20 protein-coding genes are annotated in these 21282 nt (G+C 33.9%); 2 read left to right on the forward strand and 18 right to left on the reverse strand.

What is annotated here, in order from left to right; all coding sequences use genetic code 11:
- Window positions 1–23 precede the first annotated feature (23 nt).
- Window positions 24–1535 (reverse strand): histidine ammonia-lyase, encoded by a 1512-nt coding sequence (gene hutH / locus K8344_RS04550; RefSeq protein ID WP_237607610.1) that lies wholly within the window; start codon window positions 1533–1535, stop codon window positions 24–26.
- 106 nt (window positions 1536–1641) lie between these two features.
- Between hutH and K8344_RS04555 the strand changes: the two genes are divergently transcribed.
- Window positions 1642–3009, forward strand: coding sequence for a TlpA family protein disulfide reductase (locus tag K8344_RS04555; RefSeq protein WP_237607078.1), 1368 nt, complete (start codon window positions 1642–1644; stop codon window positions 3007–3009).
- Between the two features lie 78 nt (window positions 3010–3087).
- On the opposite strand, the gene K8344_RS04560 is transcribed toward K8344_RS04555, so the two are convergent.
- Window positions 3088–4623 (reverse strand): NAD(P)H-hydrate dehydratase, encoded by a 1536-nt coding sequence (locus K8344_RS04560; RefSeq protein ID WP_237607079.1) that lies wholly within the window; start codon window positions 4621–4623, stop codon window positions 3088–3090.
- A gap of 189 nt (window positions 4624–4812) precedes the next feature.
- Between K8344_RS04560 and K8344_RS04565 the strand changes: the two genes are divergently transcribed.
- Window positions 4813–5217 carry a glyoxalase gene (locus K8344_RS04565; RefSeq protein WP_237607080.1) on the forward strand — a complete coding sequence of 135 codons (405 nt, stop codon included), beginning with the start codon at window positions 4813–4815 and terminating at the stop codon, window positions 5215–5217.
- Window positions 5218–5307: 90 nt separating this feature from the next.
- Here the strand turns inward: K8344_RS04565 and K8344_RS04570 are convergent, their stop codons facing one another.
- The 16 genes from K8344_RS04570 to K8344_RS04645 all read right to left on the reverse strand — a co-directional run bounded on the left by K8344_RS04570 (window position 5308) and on the right by K8344_RS04645 (window position 21237).
- Window positions 5308–5757: a KTSC domain-containing protein gene (locus tag K8344_RS04570; RefSeq protein ID WP_237607081.1), complete on the reverse strand. Its 450-nt coding sequence runs from the start codon at window positions 5755–5757 to the stop codon at window positions 5308–5310.
- 118 nt (window positions 5758–5875) lie between these two features.
- Window positions 5876–7189 carry a DEAD/DEAH box helicase gene (locus K8344_RS04575; protein WP_237607082.1) on the reverse strand — a complete coding sequence of 438 codons (1314 nt, stop codon included), beginning with the start codon at window positions 7187–7189 and terminating at the stop codon, window positions 5876–5878.
- The gene (locus K8344_RS04580) at window positions 7189–8535 is read right to left on the reverse strand and encodes a DEAD/DEAH box helicase (RefSeq protein ID WP_237607083.1); all 1347 of its coding nucleotides are present in this window, start codon (window positions 8533–8535) and stop codon (window positions 7189–7191) included. The genes K8344_RS04575 and K8344_RS04580 overlap by 1 nt, the downstream gene beginning before the upstream one ends.
- An 85-nt stretch (window positions 8536–8620) precedes the next feature.
- The gene (locus tag K8344_RS04585) at window positions 8621–9076 is read right to left on the reverse strand and encodes a GNAT family N-acetyltransferase (protein ID WP_237607084.1); all 456 of its coding nucleotides are present in this window, start codon (window positions 9074–9076) and stop codon (window positions 8621–8623) included.
- 80 nt (window positions 9077–9156) lie between these two features.
- Window positions 9157–10197: an ACR3 family arsenite efflux transporter gene (gene arsB / locus K8344_RS04590; RefSeq protein WP_237607085.1), complete on the reverse strand. Its 1041-nt coding sequence runs from the start codon at window positions 10195–10197 to the stop codon at window positions 9157–9159.
- 4 nt (window positions 10198–10201) lie between these two features.
- Window positions 10202–10831 carry a low molecular weight phosphatase family protein gene (locus K8344_RS04595; protein ID WP_237607086.1) on the reverse strand — a complete coding sequence of 210 codons (630 nt, stop codon included), beginning with the start codon at window positions 10829–10831 and terminating at the stop codon, window positions 10202–10204.
- A 198-nt stretch (window positions 10832–11029) separates the two neighbouring features.
- Window positions 11030–11494 (reverse strand): tRNA (cytidine(34)-2'-O)-methyltransferase, encoded by a 465-nt coding sequence (locus tag K8344_RS04600; protein WP_237607087.1) that lies wholly within the window; start codon window positions 11492–11494, stop codon window positions 11030–11032.
- 109 nt (window positions 11495–11603) lie between these two features.
- Window positions 11604–11900 (reverse strand): cupin domain-containing protein, encoded by a 297-nt coding sequence (locus tag K8344_RS04605; RefSeq protein ID WP_237607088.1) that lies wholly within the window; start codon window positions 11898–11900, stop codon window positions 11604–11606.
- Window positions 11901–12036: 136 nt separating this feature from the next.
- Entirely contained in the window at window positions 12037–12708 is a 672-nt protein-coding gene (locus K8344_RS04610) for a class I SAM-dependent methyltransferase (protein WP_237607619.1), read from the reverse strand.
- A 255-nt stretch (window positions 12709–12963) separates the two neighbouring features.
- The gene (locus K8344_RS04615) at window positions 12964–13881 is read right to left on the reverse strand and encodes a T9SS type A sorting domain-containing protein (RefSeq protein WP_237607089.1); all 918 of its coding nucleotides are present in this window, start codon (window positions 13879–13881) and stop codon (window positions 12964–12966) included.
- 142 nt (window positions 13882–14023) lie between these two features.
- Window positions 14024–15268 carry a threonine ammonia-lyase IlvA gene (gene ilvA, locus K8344_RS04620; RefSeq protein ID WP_237607622.1) on the reverse strand — a complete coding sequence of 415 codons (1245 nt, stop codon included), beginning with the start codon at window positions 15266–15268 and terminating at the stop codon, window positions 14024–14026.
- Window positions 15268–16311 (reverse strand): ketol-acid reductoisomerase, encoded by a 1044-nt coding sequence (ilvC, locus tag K8344_RS04625; protein WP_237607090.1) that lies wholly within the window; start codon window positions 16309–16311, stop codon window positions 15268–15270. Before ilvC ends, ilvA begins: the two co-directional genes overlap by 1 nt.
- Before the next feature lie 113 nt (window positions 16312–16424).
- The gene (ilvN, locus tag K8344_RS04630) at window positions 16425–16952 is read right to left on the reverse strand and encodes an acetolactate synthase small subunit (protein WP_237607091.1); all 528 of its coding nucleotides are present in this window, start codon (window positions 16950–16952) and stop codon (window positions 16425–16427) included.
- Window positions 16953–16958: 6 nt separating this feature from the next.
- On the reverse strand, window positions 16959–18653 hold the full coding sequence (gene ilvB / locus K8344_RS04635) for a biosynthetic-type acetolactate synthase large subunit (RefSeq protein ID WP_237607092.1): 1695 nt from the start codon (window positions 18651–18653) through the stop codon (window positions 16959–16961).
- A 17-nt stretch (window positions 18654–18670) separates the two neighbouring features.
- Entirely contained in the window at window positions 18671–20347 is a 1677-nt protein-coding gene (gene ilvD / locus K8344_RS04640) for a dihydroxy-acid dehydratase (protein ID WP_237607093.1), read from the reverse strand.
- Window positions 20344–21237 carry a branched-chain amino acid transaminase gene (locus tag K8344_RS04645; protein ID WP_237607094.1) on the reverse strand — a complete coding sequence of 298 codons (894 nt, stop codon included), beginning with the start codon at window positions 21235–21237 and terminating at the stop codon, window positions 20344–20346. Before K8344_RS04645 ends, ilvD begins: the two co-directional genes overlap by 4 nt.
- Between the last annotated feature and the right edge of the window lie 45 nt (window positions 21238–21282).

Here is a 21282-nt window from a genome sequence, read left to right on the forward strand (position 1 = left end):
TTTGGTTATATGCTCACGTTATATTAATCAAATATTATTTCAGAATCAACATCTAAAGATTGAATGAATGCAATTGTTGCATGAATATCGTCTGCCATAATTCTATCGTTCTCAATAAAAGGTACAATAGAACGATATGGTTTCAAGAATGATTCGATAAATGGAGATGAAGATTTTGGTTCTCTAAATTTTAAAGCTTGAGAAGCGTTCATCAACTCAATAGCTAAAATGTTTTCTAAGTTTTCAATTACACGTAAACATTTTGTTGCTCCATTAGCCCCCATACTCACGTGATCCTCTTGACCATTTGATGAAACAATAGAATCTACTGAAGCTGGAGAAGCCAATTGTTTATTTTGGCTTACTATACTTGCAGCAGTATATTGAGGAATCATAAACCCACTGTTTAATCCTGGGTTATTAACTAAGAAAGCTGGTAAATCTCGTAGTCCTGAAACCAGTTGATAGGTTCTTCTTTCAGAAATATTCCCTAGTTCAGACATTGCAATTGCTAAATAATCTAGTGCTAATGCTAATGGTTGACCGTGAAAATTACCGCCAGAAATAATTAAATCGTCTTTTACGAAAATGTTTGGATTGTCGGTAACCGAGTTTATTTCAGTTTTAAAAGTTTTGTTAACAAAATGAATTGTGTCTTTTGTCGCTCCGTGTACTTGAGGGATACAACGGAAAGAATATGGGTCTTGAACGTTTTTCTTTTCAGACACCCCTATTTCACTACCTTCTAAAAAGTCTAAAATTTGCTCCGCAGTCTTTACTTGTCCTCTATGTGGTCTTACCAAATGCACAAGAGCATTATATGGACTCATATTACAATCAAATGCATCTATTGAAATAGCACTAATTAAATCGGCTAAATAGGATAATTTGTAACTTTTAAGTAAACAGTAGACCCCATAAGCACTCATAAATTGAGTTCCATTTAACAATGCTAAACCTTCCTTCGCTTGTAACTTAATAGGTTCCCAATTAAATTTTTTCAAAATCTTTTCAGAAGCCAAACGCTCTCCACCATAATAAACTTCTCCTTTTCCTAATAAAGGAAGAGATAGGTGTGCTAATGGTGCTAAATCTCCTGAAGCTCCTAAACTTCCTTGATTATAAATAACAGGTAAAATATCATTATTATAAAAGTCGATTAATCTCTTAACAGTTTCTAACTGAACCCCACTATAACCATAACTTAAGGATTGTATTTTAAACAAAAGCATAAGTTTAATTATAGGTTTTGGAACCAACTCCCCTGTACCACAAGCGTGACTCATTACGAGGTTTTCTTGTAATTTTGAAAGGTTATCAGAGGTTATTTTCACATTACACAATGAACCAAAACCAGTATTTATACCGTAAATAGGAGTCTGGTTACCCTTTATTTTATTCGCTAAATATTCACGGGACTTATTAATATTAAGTTGGGCTTCTTCAGAAAGATCAAGCTTTTTATGATTATCTAGTATATCCTTAATTAGCTCTAAGTCAAGAATTTCAGAGCTGATGTAATGTGTATCTTGCATTATAATTATTTTGTTTTCACAAAAATACTGATTTTTGCTCGCCTTACCACCTTTTCTATCTTTCAAAAGCCCTAATTTTGTGAGTCAAAATTTTAAAATATTAAAAATGAAAAAATTAAGTTGGATTATTATAGCGCTTTTTATCATTTCTTGTAATACTGAAGAAAAACCTACTTATACCGTAATTAATGGAAGCGTAACAAATAACACTGGTGAAACAGCATTTGTTCGTGGTAATGGTTTTGAATCAAGGGTGCCAATTTCTGAAACAGGGAGTTTTGTAGATACGTTAAACATAAAAAAAGATGGATTTTATGAGCTCTATGTTGGACGCGAACGCACTGAAATATATTTAGAAAAAGGTAAAAACCTATCGGTAAGTTTAAATGCACAAGAATTTGATGAAAGCTTAAAATACACTGGAGATTTAGCCGATATTAATAATTTCTTGGCTGCAAAATATCTTTGGAAGGAGCAAAATGTAGATTTAAAAGCGTTATTCTCTAAAGATGAAAATGCATTTTTAAAACAAATAGACGAAAACCAAAAAAGTTTAGATTCTCTTTTCGACGAGAGTAAAATTGTTAATGATAACTTTAAGAAAAGCTTAGCTACAGAAGACAAATATGCGCGAGCCATTATGATCGAAAACTATAAGAATGGGCATCGTCATTTCTCTGGAAATAAAGAATTTGAAGTTTCAAAAGAATTTTACAATGAACTTAAGGACATAAATTTTAAAGACACTTTAGCTTTTAGAAATTCTGCAGCCTATCAAAACTTACTTCAAGTACATTACAACAGATTAGTTTCAGAGGAAGCTTCACAAAATACAGATGCGAACGAAACTATTCTTTTCTTAAATAAAATAAACGAAGATCTTCCAAACGGATATGCTAAGGACAGAATGATGAGTTCTTATTTACAGTTTGGCCTTAAAGCTGATGAGAGCCTAGAGGAAGCTTATAATATTTACAAGAACAGTAATCCGAATCCTGAAAATTTAGCCAAACTTACTGAGCAATACATCAAATTAAAAGTAATTACTAAGGGTAACCCCTCTCCTACTTTCAACTATGAAAACCATAAAGGAGGCACTACATCATTAGAAGATTTAAGAGGAAAATATGTTTATGTTGATGTTTGGGCAACATGGTGCGGACCTTGTTTACGTGAAATTCCTTTCTTAAAAGAAGTTGAGAATGACTATAAGGATAAAAACATCCAATTTGTAAGTATTTCTATAGATGAACCAAAAGACTATAATAAGTGGAAAAATATGGTTACTGAGAAAGAATTAGTAGGTATTCAACTAATGGCAGATAACAATTGGAAATCGAAATTTGTTGTGGATTACGCTATTCTTGGAATCCCTAGATTTATTTTGATTGATACCGAAGGAAATATTATTTCAGCCGATGCGCCTAGACCATCAGACCCTGAATTAAAAAAAATATTTGATGAGTTAATTTAAAAAGAATTTATCTAATTATATTGAACCACGAATAGAAGACTCTAATTATATCTGAATCTAATATTCGTGGTTTTTTTATTAGTTGTTTTCCCCTTCCGATTGGTCTTTTGCAAATAGCATCATATATGCTTCACCTATATTATTAATAATATCATTTGCCATAACAGCTTCATATCCCATTTGATTCACTGCTAGATCTCCTGCAAAACCATGCATATACACCCCAAATACACATGAAGTTAATGGATCATATCCCTGAGATAACAGTCCTGTAATTACTCCGCTAAGCGAATCTCCACTACCTGCTGTAGCCATTCCAGGATTCCCTGAGCTATTTAAATAAAGAGTGTCACCAAAAATTGTAATTGAATAAGCTCCTTTTATTACAACTAAAACCTCGTGCTTAATTGAAAACTCTTTTACTTTCTCTATTTTATCGTAATCATCCTTCCACTTACCAACAAGCCTTTGTAATTCACCAAGGTGTGGTGTTAAAATTGAATTTTTTGGAAGTAGTTTAAGCAACTCTTTATTTTCGGAAATTAAATTTATAGCATCTGCATCTATCACCATTGGCGATTTGTAATTTTTAAACAAGCTTTTTAATGCTTCAACTGTTTTATCACTTTTCCCGATTCCCATTCCAACTCCAATAGCAGAAGGTTCAAAGTCAACATTAATTTTACTTAGAAATTCTTCTTCTATATCGGTAGCAACCATTGCTTCAGGCACTGTATTTTGTAGAATAGAATATCCACATTTGGGAATAAAAGTAGTAACCATACCCGCTCCAATTCTAAAAGTTGCAGCTGTTGAAATAGAAGCAGCTCCAATTTTACCGTAACTTCCAGCTACAATCAACGCGTGTCCATAAGTTCCCTTATGTGCAAATCGTTCTCGATGCTTGTATAAGTTTTGTGCTTCAGGCTTAGAAATTATTTGTGCTAATGGCTTCGTATTTACAAGAAAATCTCTATCTAATCCAATATCTAATATGTCAAAACTAGGAGCAAATTGAGCTGTTTCAGGTAAAAAGAAAGCTAGCTTTGGAGTTTGAAATGTTAGCGTATGGTTTGCTCTTAAAACAGCATCTTCATCCTTTAGAGCTGTATTAGGAAACAAACCACTTGGAATGTCAACAGCTAATTTAAAAGCAGGACTAGCATTTAAATGTTGTATTAATTTCTTTACCCATCCATCTAGACTACGGTTTAGACCAATTCCGAAAATTGCATCTACTATTATATCTTCAGGATCAATTTCCGGAAAATCATTTTTATCCGTCATTAAAATAGGCCAATCCGTAGTTACATTTTTAATTAAATTATAATTGTAAAGGAAACTTTTAGAGCGTTTATCGCTACAATTAACCACATACACAATTACATTGTATCCAGCTTCAATCAATAATCTACCTAAAACTAAGCCATCTCCACCATTGTTACCAATTCCACAAAAAATACGAATTGGTACAGAAGCACCATTTAAACGTTCGTGAAACCAATTAAAAATTTGAGCGCCTGCTCGCTCCATTAACTCTTCGGTGGTAATTTGTTGTTGCTCTAAAGTAATTTTATCTGCTTCGTATAATTGTTCTGCGGAGAATATTTTCATATAATTTTATAGTTTCATCTTTAGTTTATAGATATTATTAAGCCATAAATATAATACCCCAGACCAGAGGTGGTCAAGTTTTCTTCAAATATAATAACATTATTTCCTATTGTTGAAAGAACGTTTATAACTAATTGAGGAATGCCTCAGTATAGGCTTGTTATTTTATAACTTTAAGAAAAACAAATTATGGAAACTCGTGATAGCTTACTGCTTTTAATGCGTCCAGAAATTGCTTCAGCTAAAGTCAACCCTCAAATGTCTGATGATGAATGTTTTCAAAACAAAACAATCAGACCAATTATCAAATTACAAGGCGATTTGTTACTAGCTGTATTTCGCAATTATATTACTAAGCATAAAAATGTATTTTATGATCTCAACGTTGAAAAAAAGCTAGAATACATTGATAATTCTATCAATAAAGATATTAAGTTTCGAAACTCTCTAAAAGGAATTATTATCGGACAATTTACTTTGGATGAATATCAAAAATATATTCAGAATTCATCTGCTTTAAATAAGCGAATGATGGATATTGTGAAGGAACGGATAAAAAGTAATATTCAATTATTAGAATTTGAATTTGTTTAAATAACCAATTCAATTTTATAAAAAAAAGCGCTTCATTTTAATTTGAAGCGCTTTGAATACTGTGTTATGTAAACTTGAGTTGCTCAATGATTAGGCATGCTCCAACATTTGTTTCGATTTTCTATACAAATACTTTGGATAAATGGTACGCCTAGCAAAACGGTTTAATTTGTCGCTATTTATCATTTTAATATAGATTGATCTAGTTACTCCAAAAAACTCATAAGTACTACCATCTAAGTAAGTAATTTCTAAAAGCATTCCTTTGTGCTGAAAATCCGCGATTCCAATATTTGTAATAGTATTGGTGAATTCTTCCAGGTTTGCAGCTTTAGTTTCTGGTGCTATGCTTACTAGAAAATGATATCCGTCAATAATTTTACGAGAATTTAACGCTGCTTCTTTACGTAGTGGATCACCTTCTTGAAATTTATCTGGGTGCCACTCTTTTATTAGATGGCGGTAACTACTTTTTAAAGCTTTTAATTCAATATCTTTTTCAACTCCAAAGAGCTTTTTATATTCGTTTATACGTTTCATAGGCTCGCTATTTTTGCGGCCGCGAAAGTACGTCTTAATATCTTATAATCAGCAATTTATAAAGTTTCATTTCATAAATCCTAATTACCATCATCAGACTGAATTTATATCCTTTTAGTTAAAGTATGTAAATTCTTACTTTTTTCTTTTTAAGTCGGCTGTTGTTTAATTTATTTACTAAACTATCCGCAAGCTCTAAAGGAACAGCTACAAAGGCACAGTCTTGTTTTAATTCAATATTTCCCAATTGTTCTTGAGTTATATTTCCTTGTTTAATAAACAACCCCGCAATATCACCTTTAGATATTTTATCCTTCCTTCCTCCAGAAATAAAAAGCGTCTCTAGTTGTTGTTGAACTTGTACGCTAACTCTAGGGATTTCTATCGGCTCTGTTTTTTCGATAAAATCTGGCAAAAGTTGATTTTTCCATTTTAGCACATAAGCTGTTCCCTTTTCATTTACTCTAGCTGTTCTACCGTTTCTGTGTGTAAACTCAACGGCCGAATGTGGAAGCTCGTAATGTATGATAAATTTTAATTCAGGGATATCTATTCCTCGGGCAGCGAGATCGGTAGATACAAGTATCTGACTCGTTCCATTTCTAAATTTTATAAGCGCTCTTTCTCTATCCTTTTGTTCCATTCCCCCTGAAAAACAAGTATGACTTATCTTATTATCATTAAGAAAGTCACTAACCATATCGATACTTTCGCGAAAGTTACAAAAGATAATTCCTGGCTGATTCCCCAAATACTTTACAAGATTCAATAAGGTTGGAAGTTTATTTTTTTCTTCAGAAATTACTGTTTTAATCGACAGCTTTGGGTGTGAAGTTTCAGTTAAAAAATCTAAAACAATTGGATTGGATAAATTCACAAAAGTTGGAACCCCAACTCCTTGTGTTGCAGATGTTAAAACACGTTTATTTACATTGTTTAATTCACTTAAAATTTCTCGCATTTCACTTTTAAAACCTATCTCCAGTGACTTGTCATACTCATCTAAAACTAAAGTATTTATACTTGCTTTAGAAAAGCGATCATCATCAAAATGATCTAAAATTCTACCAGGTGTACCCATTAATATTGCAGGGGTATGTTTGAGTTCAATTTTATCTTTACTCTTCGACCTACCTCCGTAAACTGCATTTACTTTAAACCCTGATCCCATATTTCTGACCACCTGCTCAATTTGAATGGCCAGTTCTCGTGTAGGAACCACAATTAATGCTTGAATTTCTGGATTATCTACATTTAAGCTATTTAAAATAGGCAATAAGAAAGCCAAAGTTTTCCCTGTACCCGTTGGGGATAAAAGGATTGTATTTGAATTTTTATTAATTGTTTCTATGGCTTTCTCCTGCATAGGATTTAAAGCTGAAATATTCAGCTTTGCCAAAATATCCTGTTGGTCCTTTATCTCGTTTGCCATTATTTCTTTTTCTTCTTTTTCCTTGTTGGTGCTTCTTCTTTTGGCGTTGCGTTAGTGGTTTGAGCTAGTTTATGAGCAAGAATTTTATCAATTAATTCCTCTTTGGTCAAATGATGAAATACAGTCCCTATTTTCTCTCTAAACTCAGGTGATATTGTTCGGTTTGGTTTTGTTTTAAAAATTATCTTAGCCCATAGTAAAGTATTGTTTTCTTCAGTACTTTGGGCGTCAGGCTTTTTTATTTCGTTAAAAACAATTCCTAATTCTTCTTCAAACTCAGGAATTTCAAACACTTCTTCTTGTTGTAAAATAGTAACTGAAAGCCCCTTTGCTCCTGCTCTAGCTGTTCTACCACTTCTGTGAACGTAAGTCTCATAAGTATCGGGTAAGTGATAGTTTACAACGTAACTAACTTCTCTTACATCAAGTCCTCTTGCCGCAAGGTCTGTTGCTACAAGTATATCGATATGTCCTTCTCTAAACTGACCCATTACTCGATCTCGAATGGGTTGAGAAAGACTTCCGTGTATAGCTCCTGACGAAAATTTATTTATAGCTAAATTCCTTGCTAGTTTATTTACAGCAGCTTTAGTTTTACAAAATATAATTCCTCGTTCTCCTCCTTTCGAACTTAAAAAATGAAGCAGAATATCAAGCTTTTCTATAGGTTCTACTACTAAAAACTGATGCTCTATACTTTGATTTCCTACGGTTTCCATATCCGCCTCAATATGAACAACATTTTTATTCATATAGTTTTGAACTAACTGTTTAATAGTTCCAGGCATAGTAGCCGTAAACAACAGCGTTCTTCGATTCATTGGAATTTCTTGAATAATTAAATTCAAATCGGTTTTAAGGGCTGTTACCATCTCATCCGCTTCATCTAAAACCAAATATGAAGTATTTTTAAGATCAATGGCATTTCTGTTTAATAAATCTACTAAACGTCCTGGAGTAGCAACTACGATATGAGTTGAGCCTTTTAATCGCTCTATCTGTGGTTTTATAGGAATACCACCACACACTGAGGCAATACTGATTTCCGGGCAATGAGAGCTAAAAGAAACTAAAATGGAATGTATTTGCTGACCTAGCTCTCGTGTAGGTGCAAGAATAACTATTTGAACATTATTATTTTGAGAATCTATAAGTTGCAAAAGTGGTAATCCAAATGCAGCAGTTTTTCCGGTCCCCGTTTTTGCTAGTGCAACAACGTCCTTGTTTTCACTTAAAATTAATGGGATTGTTTTTTGCTGAATATCTGTTGGTATAGTAATCTCTAATTCGGCTAAACGTTGGTGTAGTGTAAAATTTATTCCTAAATCGGAAAACGTATTGGACATAAAATAATTTTCGGCAAAGATACTTTGGGTTTTCTTGGTAAGCGGTAATTATTGCAGTAAGTTAACAGTTTAATAGTTAAGTACCCTAATTTATAGAGATCCTTTCAAAGGCGACTTTATTTATTCCGCTATCAGAGGCAAAATACGCAACAGGCTCAAACCCAAATTTAATATAGAGGTCTACTGCAGGTGTGTTATTCGTTGCTGTTTCCACTTTTAAAGAATAGCACTCAAATTTGGCAAGTACAAAGTTTAATAATCCTCCAGCAATCCCATTTCTAAAAAAATTTGGATGAACTACTAAGCTATTAATGTCAATAAAATTATCTAAAATTTCACATTCAATTACACCAACTAACGTTTCATTTTCAAAGTACCCAAAAAATATATTTTCACTATTTTGATAACTATCTAAAGTTCTTTTTAATGGAGGAAAATCATCTACTTTTAAAAGTTGAGCTTCAACAGCATAAGATTGGTGAAAAATTTTTTGAATTAGCCCAGCTACCTCTAAATTATTGTTATTTAATCTCTTAATCATTTATAAAGTTAGTTAAATTCTAACACCTAAATGATTCTATTTCTTGAAATATGCTGTAATAGAGATTTCAAAATCTACTCTCAATCCTTCTTAAAATACTTATCGCGTAACCAGAATGAAACACGAACTAATAATATCAATACAGGAACTTCTACTAAGGGCCCAATAACTCCAGCAAAGGCTTGTCCTGAATTCAATCCGAATACAGCTATGGCAACTGCAATAGCCAATTCAAAATTGTTTCCAGCTGCAGTAAATGCTACTGAAACAGTCTTATCATAACTTGCTCCTAATGCTCTAGTAAAGAAGAATGAAATAATATACATCAAGGAAAAATACAGTAGTAAGGGAACAGCTATTATAAGTACATCCATAGGTATTTCAACAATTAACTCTCCTTTTAATGAGAACATGACCACAATTGTAAATAATAGCGCAATTAATGTAATTGGTGAAATTGCAGGTATAAATTTCTTTGAATACCATTCTTCACCTTTTGCTTTTGCCAAGATAAGACGACTTAAAATCCCTAAAATAAATGGAATCCCGAGATAAATTGCTACACTTTCGGCTATTGTGGCTATTGATATGTCTACTATTGCGCCTTTAAATCCAAAATAAGGTGGTAAAATGGTTATGAAGATCCAAGCGTAAAAACTATAAGCAAATACTTGAAAAATACTGTTTAAAGCAACTAATCCTGCTCCATATTCACTATTCCCATCTGCCAGATCATTCCAAACTAAGACCATTGCTATACAACGTGCCAAACCAATTAAAATAACTCCAACCATATATTCTGGATAGTCTCTTAAAAAGGTGATGGCAAGAATGAACATCAAAACGGGAGCGATTATCCAGTTCAGAAATAAAGAAATAGACAAAATTTTTATGTCCTTAAAAATTTTTGGAAGCAATGCGTAGTTAACCTTTGCTAAAGGTGGATACATCATTAATATTAAACCTATGGCAATGGGAATGTTTGTAGTTCCGCTTCTAAAGGAATTAACAATATCTGGAAATGAAGGGAAAAAGTATCCCAATCCAACACCGAATGCCATTGCTACGAATATCCACAACGTTAAGTTTCTGTCTAAAAAACTCATTTTTTTTGATGCCATTCCTTTATAATTTTATTTGAGTAAAAATGTAAAATAATTCAGTTGCAATTTGCAAACTCCTTTCTCTGTATTTCTTAGTTTCTAGTGGGGTGTTATCATACACTTTAGGATCCTCAAATGTAATTGGGATTCGAATTTCAGCACCTGACACGAACGGACATGCTTCGTTAGCTGAGTCGCAAGTCATAATTGCTGCAAAATTGGATTTCGGATTGAAATCATCTTCCAATTTTTTGGAGAAACCTATAATAGGGTGATGATTATCCGCATACTTAATGCTATAAATAGGATTCTTTCCTTCTGATAATGTACGAACTTGAAATCCTGAAGTTGCTAATGTTTGTACTACTTTAGGATAAAGAGCTGTAGCTTCGGTTCCCGCTGAGTAACTGAAGAAATTATTTAGGTTAAAATAATAGGAAATTGCTTGCGCCCAAATTTGGGCAAAATGACTTCTGCGTGAGTTGTGCGTGCAGATAAAATTAAGACGGATACTTTCATTATTTGAAACTTTTAATTGAATATAATCAACTAAAGGTTGTAAACTTATTTTCCGCTCTTCGGTGATATCAGCTATATTCAGACAGCTAATTGTTTTTTCAATTTCTGAAAATAACACTACTTTATTGTTCATTTCTTAAGGTATGTTTACAAGTGGAAATTCTCGAAATAACATACTAAAAAATATTTCGTTATCCCCCTTTATCTATACATCGCAATATTACGATTAATAGATAAATGAGAAAAGAAATTTTTAAAGTTTAGTATAATTTATTTGAATGTATTGTAGCCTGACAAAGTTTGAAAAAAGATTCCTTCTTAAGTTCTAGCGCTATATGTTTCTGGCCTTAAGGTTTCTTATTCCTTCATAAACGACTATTCCCACTGCATTAGCAAGATTTAAACTTCGAATATGTGGGCTGTAAATTGGTATATTATAAAGTAAATTCTGATTTTCTGAAATAACCCGTTTAGGTAATCCTGTTGATTCTTTTCCGAAAATCAAAAACATATCATCTTTAAAATCTATTTCGCAGTAGTCCTTTGTTCCGTGACTGGAAAAATAAACAAAGTTTTTACCTCTATTTTTGGAATAAAATTCATCTATACTTTCATAAATATGAACGGTGATATGCTTCCAATAATCAAGACCAGCTCTTTTTAAACGCTTATCGTCAATTTCAAATCCAAATGGTTTTACTAAATGTAAATTTGATCCAGAACCCAAACTCAAGCGTCCAATATTACCAGTATTTGTAGGTATTTCAGGTTCAAATAAAACAATGTTAAATCCCATTTTTAAAATTGATTAAATAATTAAAGTGTAAAAATAGGTTTACTAGACGATTTATAATTATTTGAAGAAACTATTTTTTTAGCCTTCCCAAGATTCTATAAGAGAAGGTTTATTTTGTGAATTCGAATTGAATATTTTTAGGCATAATATGGAGTGCTTTAAAGTCTTGAATAACTTTAATTTGATGCCAAACATTTTGGGGTATGATTAAACTATCTCCTTGCTTTAAATAATGTTTGTCTTCTGAAAAATTAATTATGCACTCCCCTTTTCCAACAACCACAACCGATTCGTCTGACGCTTGATGCTTTGGTAAAAGTTGTCCACTTTTTGCAGACATCTGCTTAATTATTAACTTTTTGCCTTCTTCAATTAACTTTACTAATGGATTACTTATATTAGACATAACCTATTGATTTTTATATAAATAATATTCCATAAAGATAATTAATTGAAACTGCCTCAGCTAAAATCTCTAGTATCTATAAAGTTGTCTGTTTCAATCAAATTAAATGATAAGAGCTAGTATCAATTTTTACAGCCTAAAATAATTTATAAAGTGTTGTAACTATAACCCCTGGACGGTCTTTTAATTGAATAGCTAACAATTGTATTTCATCAATTACTTTCATGTTAAATGGAGGCAGCAACAAATTAATTCCACTCTGTTTTTTCAGCCTAATTCCTTGTCCTGATATTATATCTTTATTAGGAATGAATTCTCCCTCGGGTAGATGTTCTGTTAAAACAACATATTTATAAGCGCCTAGCTTACTTACTATTTGTTGTACTTCGGAATTCGATAAATGCTGAAGTACTTGCCTAAGCAACACACAATCACCAGAGGGTAAATTGTTAACGGCAATATCTAAGCAATAAAACTCTAAATTATCTGCTTTAAATAATTGTTTATTACGTTGAATTAATGCTTCAACTATATCTACGGCAATATATCTCTTAGTGTGTTTAAATAATTCTTTCCCTATATTAAAATCACCACAACCTAAATCACAAACTGTTATAGGTTCTTCAAAAGAATTTAGAAAAGAAGTTACCGCATTAATATATGGATCAACTAAATCGGGGTGGTGCGAACCTTCTCCTGAATAAAAATCTGTGTTATTGCTTCCCCAAAGTTTCTTTTCATATACCTGTGTCATGGCTGCTTTGGTGGGCCATGCTTTCTTTATCTTCTTATTTTCTTTCTTCAAAATTGATAAATTAATTCCACAAATTACTTTTTTAAACTTCAAGTTAATTTAGAAAATGTGAATTATAAAGAGTTCAAAATTTCTAATTAAAAACGTAATAGGATTTAGCCTACACGATAAAAAGAAACGCCATCAACGAAATTATCAATGTTAACTTACATTGCATATAATTTTGTTAATGGCGCTTATAGCGGTCCAAATTCAGGGATTAAAGTCGATACTTATATAGTATCGCTTATTAAAAAGTAATCAGAGTGATTATTTTTTAATAAACTTTTTTGTTACAGGACCATTCGGAGTGTCTAACTGTAGCATATAAATTCCATTTTGTAAATGACTTACATCAATTTGGTTTGTGAATTCATTGAATTGCTCTATTTTTTTTCCTGAAATATCAAAAATTGTAAGACTATGTGCTTCCTCTAATCCACTCAAATTTAAAACACTTTCTACTGGATTAGGATAAATGTTCCATGAGGTAGCAATTACATCTTGTACCCCGAGAGGAGAATAGTTTATTGAAATATCGTCGAAAAATGCACTACCTGAAAAATTGTCGTGTGCAAATCTTAAATCATCAATATTGTACAATAGTGCACCTTCATGTTTAAGCTCTCCATTCAAGTAATAAGATACTACTTCTCCCTCTCCAGAGATTGCAACATCATACCAAGTATCTTCTTGCCAGTTTCCAATTTCTGTAACGATAAATTCATTTCCTGCATTCTCTAGTATTAGGATTCTTCCGTCGTAAGAGAAATATATTTCTAAAACTAATTTTTCGTCTACAACACTACCACATTCTAATGCAAAAACCGATGAGTTTGCCCCTGGTGGATTCGCAACATTTATACTATAACTCATAGAAAAATTTGTTCTATCCATAGGTGTGTCTAAAGCGTAAAATGCTCCCATAATAGGAAATGGCTGTGATGATGCTTGTGGATCGTGATTAATCTTTAAAGATCTTTCTCCAACTTTGGCCAATTCGTCAGTAACTACTTGTAATTCGGTTCTTTCACCATTTCCAAGTCCTGTTGTTATCCATCCTTGCTGTCCGTCAATATTACCTAAGGTATACCCCTCTTCAGCCTCGAAGGAAAAGTATTCTTGAGCGTTAAGTAGGGAGACGTTTAGAATAGATACTAATACAAATAAAGTGTAAATTTTTTTCATAATATTTTTTTTTGATTTAGGTAACAAACTTAATATTTTTCAATTTACCCTTATAATTGTTAGAGGGGTAATTTTATCTTTTAACAGTATTCAAATAAGTTTGTATTATTAAAGTTTTAGATTTCTAGATTAAGGATTTGATTTAGATAATAAGATGTGTAAATAAGTCTTTATTTGCATTTAGATATTGGTAGGTATATTTTTTGGAATTTAGTTTTTCTTCAATGCGTAATAAGTCTTTCTTATTTTGTATTTCTATACCTACCACCACTGGTCCAGTTTCCTTATTGTTTTTTTTCGAATATTGGAAATAGGCTATGTCATCATTAGGGCCTAAAATATGATTCATAAATTCTCTTAAGGCTCCTGGACGTTGTGGAAATTGTAATAGAAAATAATGCTTTAAGCCTTCGTATAGAAGTGAACGTTCCTTTATTTCTTCTGTTCTTGTAATATCGTTATTGCTACCGCTTACCACACAAACCACATTTTTTCCTTTAATTTTATCTTTATAAAAATCAAGGGCAGAAATAGTTAATGCACCAGCAGGTTCTACAATTATTGCCTCTTCATTGTACAGCTTTAATATAGTTGAACAAATTTTTCCTTCAGGAACAAGGATAATATCGTCTAAAGTGTTCTTACAAATTTCAAAAGTTCTATCACCTACACGTTTAACTGATGCCCCATCAACAAATTTATCTATTTCTTCTAGGGTTGTATTAACCTTATTTTCAATAGAATTTTTCATAGAAGGAGCTCCGGCAGGTTCTACTCCAATAATTTTTGTTTGCGGACTCAACTTTTCAAAAACTGTGCTTACACCAGCAGCAAGTCCACCTCCACCAATAGGCAGAAATAGATAATCTATTGTTCTTTTTGAATCATCCAGTAATTCTAAGCCTATTGTACCCTGTCCTGCCATTACTTTTTTATCATCGAATGGATGGATAAAAATCGCACCATTTTTATCACAATAACGGCTTGCTTCCTCAAATGATTCATCGAAAGTATCGCCTTTTAAGACTATTGTAATTTTATCTTTTCCAAAGAGTTTTACTTGTTTCGTTTTTTGAAGTGGCGTTGTAACGGGCATAAAAATTGTCGCGCTAATATTTAGTTTATTGCAAGCATAAGCAACTCCCTGTGCATGGTTTCCAGCACTTGCACAAACGACTCCCTTTAATTTTTCATTTAGGGTTAACGAAACTATTTTATTGTATGCCCCTCTTAATTTATACGATCGAACAGGTTGCAAGTCTTCTCGTTTTAAGAAAACCTGAGCGGAAAATTCCTCGCTCAAGTTTTCATTTTTCATTAATGGAGTGTGAATTGCAATGTTTTTTATACGTTCTCTGGCTTCGTATATTTTTTCTAATAGCTCCATTATAGTTTGGGTCTTAATTTTCTTACTTCTAGTCCAGTTTGCCACAACTCGCTGTTTTTCATTACGTTTAATTCTTCTTCCAATTTTGTGCGATAATCAGGTTTGCTATTGGCTTCAATAACTATCTCAGCTTCTTTTCCTGACACAACGCTATCGTACAATTCATTTAAAACTGGTTCAGTGGCTTCGCGGAATTTCCCTTTCCAATCCAACGCTCCACGCTGTGCCGTGGTTGAGCAATTTGCAAACATCCAATCCATTCCGTTATCAGCGATTAGGGGCATTAAGCTTTGAGTGAATTCTTCTACAGTTTCATTAAAAGCTTCACTAGGAGAATGTCCGCGCTGGCGAAGAACATTATATTGCGCTTCAAAAATTCCAGCAACAGCCCCCATAAGAACTCCGCGTTCTCCAGTAAGGTCGCTATAAACTTCTTTCTGAAAAGTTGTTTCAAATAAATAGCCAGAACCAATTGCAATGCCTAAAGCCAAAGCTCGCTCCCTCGCCTTTCCTGTTGCATCTTGAAATACCGCATAACTAGAGTTTAAGCCCTGCCCGTTTAAAAACATACTTCTTAGTGATGTTCCTGAACCTTTTGGAGCGACTAAAACTACATCTACATCTTTGGGCGGTACTATGCCAGTTTTTTCGTAAAATGTCACACCAAATCCGTGAGAAAAATATAACGCTTTCCCCTTAGTTAAGTGTTTTTTAATTCCTTCCCAGGCCTGGATTTGTCCAGCATCAGAAAGTAAGTTCATTACAACAGTTGCTTTTTTACAAGCTTCTTCTACTTCAAATAATGTTTCTCCTTCTTCCCAACCATCTGCTAAGGCTTTTTTCCAACTTCCAGTACCTTTACGTTGTCCTACAATTACATTTACGCCATTGTCTTTTAAATTTAAAGCTTGTCCTGGACCTTGAACCCCATAACCGATTACCGCTACCGTTTCATTTTTTAGTACTTCTTGTGCTTTGTTAAGTGGGAATTCGTCTCGTTTTACTACGTTTTCTTGTACTCCTCCAAAATTAATTGTTGCCATTTTTTCTGTATTTGTTTTTTGTTATTTATGTCTCCTCGAGCGCAGTCGAGAGGCTCGATTAGACAATTTTATTTTTGTTTACTACTATTATTTATTTTTATTGAACATTCTTTCTAGCAATTCGATTCCTCCAATTCCTTTAAATAAGTACTAAATTCTTTCATCGGCTTAGTAACCGCCACTCTTCCAGAACGTGCAAACTCCAGCACTCTATAAGGTTTTAGTTTTTCGAATAGCAATTGTGTTTCTGCTACGTGCCCGGTTTTTTCGATAACCATAAATTGTGGGTCGACGGTTAAAATTCTAGCGTGATGTTCTCGAATTACCTTTTCAACATCACCATTGGTTAAGCCGGCTGTTTTAATTTTATATAAAGCAATTTCTTGATGTACTACCTCGGAATCTTCATGTACAAAAGCTTTAAATACATCAATTAATTTTTCAAGTTGCCCGATAACTTTATCTACCTGTTCTCTAGTTGTTCTTAAAACTATGGTATATCTAAACACTCCTTTCACTTCCGATTCTGAAGCTGTAATACTATCAATGTTTAAATGTCTACGCGTAAAGATTATAGTGACGCGATTCATCATCCCGATACTATTCTCAGTAAATACTGATACTGTATATGTTTTTTCCATTTCTTTTTAATTTAATCGCACTTCTGAAACTGAGGCTCCAGTGGTCATCATCGGGAAGACATTTTCTTCCTTGGCAACCATTACTTCCAATAAGTAAGATCCGTTGTGATTCAGCATTTTTAATAATTTATTTTTCAAATCTTCTCGGGCTTCAACTTTACTAGCCTCAATACTATAAGCCTGAGAAAGTGCTACAAAGTCTGGGCTTACCATGTTTGTGAAGGAATAGCGTTTTTCAAAAAACATTTGTTGCCATTGACGCACCATTCCTAAGAAACGATTGTTTAATATGATGACTTTTAGATTGATATCACTTTGCATAATGGTACCTAATTCTTGCAACGTCATCTGAAAGCCACCATCCCCGATTATCGCTACCACAGTTTTATCCGGCGCGCCGTATTTTGCTCCAATAGCTGCAGGAAGTGCAAAGCCCATAGTCCCTAATCCACCAGAGGTTATGTTGCTTTTAGTTTTGTTATATTGATAATACCTAGCCGTCATCATCTGATGTTGCCCGACATCGGTAACTACTACTGCTTCTCCATTGGTTAGTTCAGATAGCATTTTAACTACTTCATCCATTTTTAATTCTTCTGAATGAAGTTTCCTTGTACTTTCCAAAAGCGTTTCAACTTCTATTTTTTTAGCATCTTTAAACTCTTGTAACCATGAGGTATGTTGCTTTGGGACGACCAAATCAGTTAATATTCTTAAGGCTTCTTTAGCATCCGAATGTACAGCTACATCTGCTTTAATAATTTTATTCAACTCGGCAGCATCGATGTCTACATGAACAACTCTAGCTTGCTTAGCATACCTCGACACATCGCCAGTCACTCTATCGTCAAAACGCATCCCAATAGCAATCAACACATCGCATTCATTAGTTTTAATATTAGGAGCGTAATCTCCGTGCATTCCTAAAAACCCAACGTATTGCGGGTGGTTATTAGGAAATGCTCCTAGCCCCAAAAGTGTAGATGCCACTGGGATTCCAGATTTTTCAGCAAACTCCAATAACTCTTCTTCGGCATTAGAAAGCATTATACCTTGACCAATAAGTAAATAAGGCTTTTTGGCTTCATTTATTAGTTTTGCGGCTTCTTCGGCAACGGACTTATTTAACTTAGGTCTTGGATAATAACTTCGGATATTTGTACATTTTTTATAATGGAAGTCTGTTTCGCTAAACTGCGCATCTTTGGTTATATCTATTAATACCGGACCAGGACGGCCAGAACGAGCGATATAAAATGCTTTTGCAATTGCCGCAGGAATGTCTTCCGCTTTAGTTACTTGGCAATTCCATTTGGTAATTGGCATAGAGATACCCACTACATCCGTTTCTTGAAAAGCATCTGTTCCCAAAAGATGTGAAGCTACTTGTCCTGTAATACAAACCAATGGAGTTGAATCTATCATTGCATCAGCCAATCCTGTTATTAAATTGGTAGCTCCAGGTCCAGAGGTTGCGAAAACCACACCTGTTTTCCCTGAAGTTCTAGCGTATCCTTGTGCTGCGTGAATTGCACCTTGTTCGTGACGTACCAAAATATGATTCACTGTACTTTTATAATCATACAAAGCATCATATATCGGCATTATGGCTCCTCCTGGATAACCGAATATTGTATCAACTTGCTCAGCTAATAAAGATTCTACTACAGCCTGTGCCCCTGTTAATTTTATTAAGTTCATTATTCTTTTTATTATAATTATTTATCTGTAACACATCCTGTTGAAGCACATGAAACACATTTGGCATATTTGTATAAAACTCCTTTAGTTGCTTTGAGGTTTGGACGTTTCCATTCTTCCTTTCGTTTAGATAACTCCCTTTCACTTACTTTTAAATGAAGTGTATTATTTTTTGTATCAATAGTGATAGTGTCTCCATTTTTTACCAAAGCAATTGTTCCTCCGTCATAGGCTTCAGGGGTTATATGGCCGACTACAAATCCATGTGTGCCCCCTGAGAATCTTCCATCGGTAATTAATGCCACATCTTTTCCTAATCCTGCACCCATAATAGCGGAAGTAGGTTTTAACATCTCGGGCATACCAGGACCACCTTTTGGTCCGCAAAAACGAATTACTACTACATTGCCAGTTTTAACTTCTCCCGTTTTTATACCTGTAATAGCTGCATATTCATTGTCATAAACTTTGGCTATGCCTTCAAAATAACTCCCTTCATTCCCGCTAATTTTTGCCACTGATCCTTTTGAAGCGAGATTTCCGAAAAGAATTTGTAAGTGTCCCGTAGGTTTTAATGGATTAGTTAAGGACTGAAAAACATCCTGACCTGAGGTTAAGTCAGAAACATCGGCTAGGTTTTCAGCAACTGTTTTTCCTGTAGCCGTCAAGCATTCACCGTGTAGTAAATTATTTTTCAGTAAGTACTTCATTACTGCTGGCACTCCGCCCACAGCGTGTAAATCCTCCATCAAATATTTCCCACTTGGTTTTAAATCGGCTAAAACTGGAACTTTATCACTAATTCTCTGAAAATCATTTAAACTTAGTTCAATATCTACTGAATGTGCCATAGCTATCAAATGAAGAACGGCATTAGTAGATCCGCCGAGCACAGTAACCATAGTTATTGCATTTTCGAATGCTTTTTTGGTCATTATATCTTTTGGTTTAATGTCCTTTTCTAGTAAAATTCTAATTGCTATTCCCGCATCTAAGCACTCTTGGTTTTTTTCTTCACTTAAAGCAGGATTTGATGAACTATAAGGCAAACTCATTCCCAAAGCTTCTATAGCCGAGGCCATAGTATTTGCAGTGTACATCCCTCCACATGCACCAGCGCCTGGACAAGCATTTTGAATTACGCCTTTAAAATCTTCGGGAGTTATAGTGTTATTGAATTTTTTTCCTAATGCTTCGAATGCTGAAACTATATTTAAAGATTCGCCCTTCCATTTCCCTGAATGAATACTTCCGCCGTAAATCATTATAGATGGACGATTTAATCTTCCCATTGCCATAACAGAACCTGGCATATTTTTATCACATCCTACAACAGCTAAGACTGCGTCGTACCATTGTGCACTCACCACCGTTTCTATTGAATCTGCTATAACATCTCGTGAAACCAAAGAGAATCGCATCCCGTCTGTTCCATTGGAAATTCCATCACTAACGCCAATGGTATTGAAAATCAAACCGACTAAATTCTCTGCTTTAACTCCAAATTTCACGGCTCTTGCAAGATCGTTTAGGTGCATATTGCAAGTATTACCCTCATACCCGGTACTTACAATCCCTACTTGAGCTTTTTGCATATCTGCCTCTGTAAGTCCGATACCGTAAAGCATTGCTTGTGCGGCGGGTTGCGAATCGTCTTGCGTTATGGTTTTGCTGTATTTGTTAAGTGTTTTCATTGGTAAACTGAACTTAAAGTTTTATGAGATTTTCTCACCAATTTTGAATAGGCCTCTTGCAATTTTTTACCAAGTGAATCATTCCAGTTCAGTGGAAATTCTCTCTCATCAACCGAAGCAATTCCTATTACTTCAGCTGCAGTTCCACAATAAAAAGCACTGTCTGCTTCAGCTAACACTTCAGGAGTAAAGAGACCTAGTTTTACTTCCATCCCCAGTTCTTCTGCTAATTCCAAAACGGTTGCCCGCGTAATTCCTGGAAGAATGTTTCCTAATCGTGGCGTGTACAAAACACCATCTTTTTCAAAGAATAAATTTGCTCCTGGGCCTTCAGCTAAGTATCCATCACTATCCAATAATAAGGCCTCATCAAATCCTTTGTCTTTAGCTTCGGTTGTCGCAAGAATAGAGTTTACGTAATGTCCGCAAACCTTAGCATCAATTTTAATAGATCGTGGATGCGGACGACAGTAAGAAGATACTGTTACACGCAATTGTTTATCTCCTAAATAAGCGCCCCACTCCCAAGCACAGATCATAACTGAAACATTATTAGGTCTAGAGAGTGACATATTCGGATCACAAAAAACTAAGGGTCGAACATAAGCATCAGTTAAATTATTTTTTTCTAATAATTCGTATGTGGCATCTATTAAATCCTGAACTTCATACTTGAAAGGAATATTGATTAGTTCTGCTGAATTTTTTAAACGTTCATAATGCTCTTTGGCCTTAAAAATACTTGTGCCATCTGCTGTGGAATATGCACGAATACCTTCAAAAACACCATAACCATAGTGCATTGTTTGACTGTATAAGTCGGTTGAAGCTTCATTGGCCTTTACGAATTGACCATCTAGATAAATAACTGTGTTTTTGTTGTAATACATTTTATATGATTTTTAATTTTAACTTTTGGTAAAAAAAAAGCCTTT

It is taken from the genome of Aequorivita xiaoshiensis (assembly GCF_022008395.1).
Taxonomy (GTDB): domain Bacteria; phylum Bacteroidota; class Bacteroidia; order Flavobacteriales; family Flavobacteriaceae; genus Aequorivita; species Aequorivita xiaoshiensis.